The 4,544-nt window shown below is 71.5% G+C and carries 4 protein-coding genes; all 4 read left to right on the top strand.

The genetic code is table 11. The features are described from left to right. On the top strand, window positions 1–782 hold a 782-nt coding region (locus tag FNH05_RS32955), incomplete at its 5' end, for a helix-turn-helix domain-containing protein (RefSeq protein ID WP_281287659.1). Between the two features lie 64 nt (window positions 783–846). Further along, a complete protein-coding gene (locus tag FNH05_RS32960; protein ID WP_144592756.1) occupies window positions 847–2,346 on the top strand; it encodes an aldehyde dehydrogenase family protein in 1,500 nt (499 codons plus the stop codon). A 39-nt stretch (window positions 2,347–2,385) separates the two neighbouring features. Further along, window positions 2,386–3,507: an NDMA-dependent alcohol dehydrogenase gene (locus tag FNH05_RS32965; RefSeq protein ID WP_144592758.1), complete on the top strand. Its 1,122-nt coding sequence runs from the start codon at window positions 2,386–2,388 to the stop codon at window positions 3,505–3,507. After that, window positions 3,504–4,463 carry an AAA family ATPase gene (locus FNH05_RS32970; protein ID WP_144592759.1) on the top strand — a complete coding sequence of 320 codons (960 nt, stop codon included), beginning with the start codon at window positions 3,504–3,506 and terminating at the stop codon, window positions 4,461–4,463. The genes FNH05_RS32965 and FNH05_RS32970 overlap by 4 nt, the downstream gene beginning before the upstream one ends. Window positions 4,464–4,544 lie beyond the last annotated feature (81 nt).

The following is a 4,544-nucleotide window of genomic DNA, read 5'->3' on the forward strand; positions in this document are numbered from 1 at the left end:
CCGCCCAGGCTGCCCCGCCGCCGGACCCGGTGGTGGCCAGGACCCTGTTCGTCACCGGTGAGCCGGGCACCGGCCGCTCCACCGCGGTCGCCGGGTTCGCCGGAGACGACCCGATGGTGGTGCTGGACGCCGCGTCCGCGCTGACCGAGGAGCCGGGCCGGTGGGCCGGGCGGCTCGCCACGCTCGCCGCGCAGGACGGCACCGTGGTCGTCCTCGACGACATCCACCTCATGCCCGAGGGCCTGGCCGTCCTCGTGCGCGAAACCCTGGACCGGGGCCCGGCGGCCCGGCTGGCCATGACGGCCTGCCCCGCGGACCGGCTCCCGCCCGCCGTGGCCGGGCTGGCCGCCCGGTGCGACCGCACCCTGGCACTGGCCCCGTTGCGGGACCGCCTGGCCGAACTGCCCGCGCTGGCCGAGGCGATGATGGCGGCCGAACGCCCGGGCAGGCCCGTGCGGTTCACCGGGCACGTCCTGGAGGCGCTCGGCGCCCAGCCCTGGCCCGGCAACCTGCGGGAACTGCGGGCGGTGGTGGCCGGGATCGCGCGGCAGCCGTGCGGCGGGGTGGCCGACATGGACCGGCTGCCGCCCCGGTACCGGGCCAGCGCGAAGGTCCGCCGGCTCGGCGGCCGGGAGCTCGCCGAACGCAACGCGATCATCACCGCGCTCTACGCCCACGACGGCAACAAGCTGCGCGCCGCCCGCGAACTGGGCATCAGCCGGACCACCCTCTACCGCCGCATGCAGGCGCTCGAGATCGCCGACGAGTGTTCAGTTCTGTAACAGTCGGGCGGCCGCCCACCGGGTGAGGATGACCTCCATCACACAGACGTGAGGAGGCATCAAGGTGACGGCGACGGTCCAGTTTCCCTTGCACACCGCGGTCCGCGAGTTCCTGTCCGGTCCGCACGGGCTGCTGATCGGGGGTGAATGGGTTCCCGCCGCGTCCGGACGGACCTTCCCGACCTACGACCCCGCGACCGGGGAGAAGATCACCGACGTCGCGCACGGCGAGGCCGAGGACGTCGACCGCGCGGTGGCCGCGGCCCGCAAGGCCTTCGAGGAGGGCCCGTGGGCACGGATGAAGCCGAACGAGCGCGAGCGGCTCATCTGGCGCGTCGGCGACCTGCTCTCCGAACGCGCCGAGATCTTCGGCCAGCTCGAAGCGCTGGACAACGGCAAGTCCGCGATGATCGCGCAGGTGGTGGACACCGAGTGGGCGGCCGACGTGTTCCGCTACTACGCCGGGTGGGCCACCAAGATCGAGGGCAGCACGGTCAACGTGTCGATGCCGTTCGTGCCCGACGGCCAGTTCCACGCCTACACGCTGCGCGAGCCGGTCGGCGTCTGCGGGCAGATCATCCCGTGGAACTTCCCGCTGCTGATGGCCTCGTGGAAGATCGCGCCGGCGCTGGCCGCGGGCAACACCGTGGTGCTCAAGCCCGCCGAGCAGACCCCGCTGACCGCGCTGCTGCTGGGGCAGTTGTTCGAGGAGGCCGGATTCCCGCCCGGCGTGGTCAACGTCGTCACCGGCTTCGGCGACGCCGGTGCCGCGATCGCCGCCCACGACGGCGTCGACAAGGTCGCCTTCACCGGGTCCACCGAGGTGGGCAAGAAGATCGTCGATGCGGCCAAGGGCAACCTGAAGAAGGTGTCGCTGGAACTGGGCGGCAAGAGCCCCAACGTGGTCTTCGCCGACGCCGACTTCGACATCGCGGTGCCCGGTTCGGTCAACGCGTGGCTGTTCAACCACGGCCAGTGCTGCGTGGCGGGCACCCGCCTGTTCGTCGAGGACAAGATCTTCGACGAGTTCACCCAGGCGGTCGCCGAGGCCGCGGCCCAGGTCAAGATCGGCCCCGGCCTCGACCCGGCCACGCAGCTGGGCCCGATGGTGTCGCAGGAGCAGTTCGACCGCGTTTCCCGCTACCTCAGCGAAGGCCTCGCCGACGGCGCCCGCGCGCTGACCGGCGGCAAGCCGTGGGGCGAGCGGGGCTACTTCATCGAGCCGACCGTGTTCGTCGACGTGCGGCCCGAATTCAGCATCGTCCGCGAGGAGATCTTCGGCCCGGTCGTGGCCGCGCTGCCGTTCAACGCCGAGCAGGGCGTGGAGGCCGCCGCGAACAACAGCGAGTACGGGCTCGCGGCCGGGGTGTGGACGCGCGACGTGTCGAAGGCGCACCGCACGGCCAAGGCGCTCAAGGCCGGATCGGTGTGGGTCAACCAGTACAACGGCTTCGACACCGCGATGCCCTTCGGCGGCTACAAGCAGTCCGGCTGGGGCCGCGAACTCGGCGCCGCCGCGCTGGACCTCTACACCCAGACCAAGGCCGTCAACATCGCGCTCTGACGACCACCCGAAAACCCTTACGGAACAAAGGAGTTTCCCGTGAAGACCAAGGCAGCCGTGGTGTACGAGGCCGGCAAGCCCATCGAGGTGGTCGAGCTCGACCTCGACGGTCCCCGCGAGGGCGAGGTGCTCATCCGCTACACCCACGCCGGTCTGTGTCATTCGGACGTCCACATCGCCCACGGCGACCTGGAGGCCCGCCTGCCGATGGTGCTCGGGCACGAGGGCGCGGGCATCGTCGAGGAGGTCGGGCCGGGCGTCACCCGGGTCAAGCCCGGTGACCACGTGGTCTGCTCGTTCATCCCGAACTGCGGGGTGTGCCGCTGGTGCGCCACCGGCCAGCAGGCCATCTGCGACATGGGCGCCACCATCCTGGAGGGCTACCTGCCCGGCGGGCGCTTCCCGTTCACCGGGCCCGGCCCGGTCAAGGAGTACGGCGCGATGTGCATGCTCGGCACGTTCAGCCAGTACTCGACCATCCACCAGAACTCCGTGGTCAAGGTCGACGACGACCTTCCGCTGGACAAGGCGGTCCTGGTCGGCTGCGGTGTGCCGACCGGCTGGGGCTCTGCGGTCAACGCGGCCGACGTCAGGCCGGGGGAGACGGTGATCGTCTCCGGGGTGGGCGGCATCGGCATCAACGCGGTGCAGGGCGCGCGCTACGCCGGTGCGAAGAACGTCATCGCGCTGGACCCGCTGGAGAACAAGCGCGAGAAGGCGATGGAGCTCGGCGCGACCCACGCCGTGGCCACCGCCGAGGAGGCGGCCGCGCTCGCGCAGTCGTTCACCAACGGCAACGGCGCGGACAAGACGATCGTCACCGCGGGCATCGTCACCGAGGAGATCGTCACCGGCGCGTTCAACGCCACCGGCAAGGGCGGCACGATCGTGCTGACCGGGCTGAACAAGCTGGCGGTGAACAACGTCCAACTGCCAGGGTCGATCCTGACCCTGTTCAAGAAGACCGTGAAGGGGAGCCTGTTCGGCGACTGCAACCCCACCACCGACATCCCGAAGATCCTCGGCCTGTACCAGAGCGGCGATCTCAAGCTGGACGAGATCATCACCCGCACCTACACGCTCGACGAGATCAACCAGGGCTACGACGACCTGCTGGAGGGCAGGAACGTGCGCGGCGTCCTGGTGCACGACGCGGTATGAGCGGCGCTTCCGCCCAGGGGCCGGGGCCCGTCCCCGGCCACTGGGCCCGCTCCGCCGGGCTGGCCGGGGAGGTGGTCGGCCGGAAGCGGGAGATCGAACTCCTGCTCGCCGGGCTGGACTGCGGAGCCCACGTCCTGCTGGAGGGACCGCCCGGCACCGGGAAGACGACCCTGCTGCGGGCGCTGGCCGGGCGAAGCGGCGTGCCGTTCGTGTTCGTCGAAGGCAATGCCGAACTGACCCCGGCCCGGCTGGTCGGGCAGTTCGACCCGTCCAGGGTACTGGCCGCCGGCTACGGCCCGGAGACCTTTGTGGACGGTCCGCTGATCGAGGCGCTGCGCTCGGGCGGGCTGCTCTACGTCGAGGAGATCAACCGGATTCCGGAGGAGACCCTCAACGTGCTCATCACCGTGATGTCGGAAGGGGAACTGCACGTGCCCCGGCTGGGGCCGGTCAAGGCGGCCGACGGGTTCCGGTTCGTCGCCGCGATGAACCCGTTCGACGCCATCGGCACCGCCCGGATCTCCGCCGCCGTCTACGACCGGGTGTGCCGGATCGCGATGGGGTACCAGGATTCGGCCGAGGAGTCGGACATCGTGGCGCGGCGGGCGACGGCGGTTCCCGGTCACTGGCGGGAGCGTGTGGTGGAACTGGTGCGCCGTACCCGTTCGCATCCGGACGTGCGGATCGGATCGTCGGTGCGGGGAGCGATCGACGTGGTGCGGCTGGCGGTGTCGCTCGCCCGGATCCGCGGCGGCGAACCGACCGGCTGGCGCATCGGGTACGACGCCGCTTCGGTCGCGCTGTCCGGCCGCATCGCGCTGCAGGACGCGAGCGAGCGCACCGCCGAGTCCGTGATCGACGAGCTGTACGTGGCGGTGTTCGGCGCCGAACCGTCCGAAGAGGACACTGTCGGGGACGAGGACCGGGGCGGGGGTGGCGCGCCGGGGGAAGCCTGAGCCCGCCACCGGCGGGCACTCCCTCCTCGGCGCCACCGCGGCGCCCGGCCCGGGCGCAGGGGCGGCCGAGCACGCCCAGGG

The organism is Amycolatopsis rhizosphaerae (assembly GCF_007713715.1).
GTDB lineage: Bacteria > Actinomycetota > Actinomycetes > Mycobacteriales > Pseudonocardiaceae > Amycolatopsis_E > Amycolatopsis_E rhizosphaerae.

Excerpts from the sequence above, each read along its gene's own strand:
- FNH05_RS32970 (WP_144592759.1), top strand. The coding sequence starts at position 3,504 with ATGAGCGGCGCTTCCGCCCAGGGGCCGGGGCCCGTCCCCGGCCACTGG.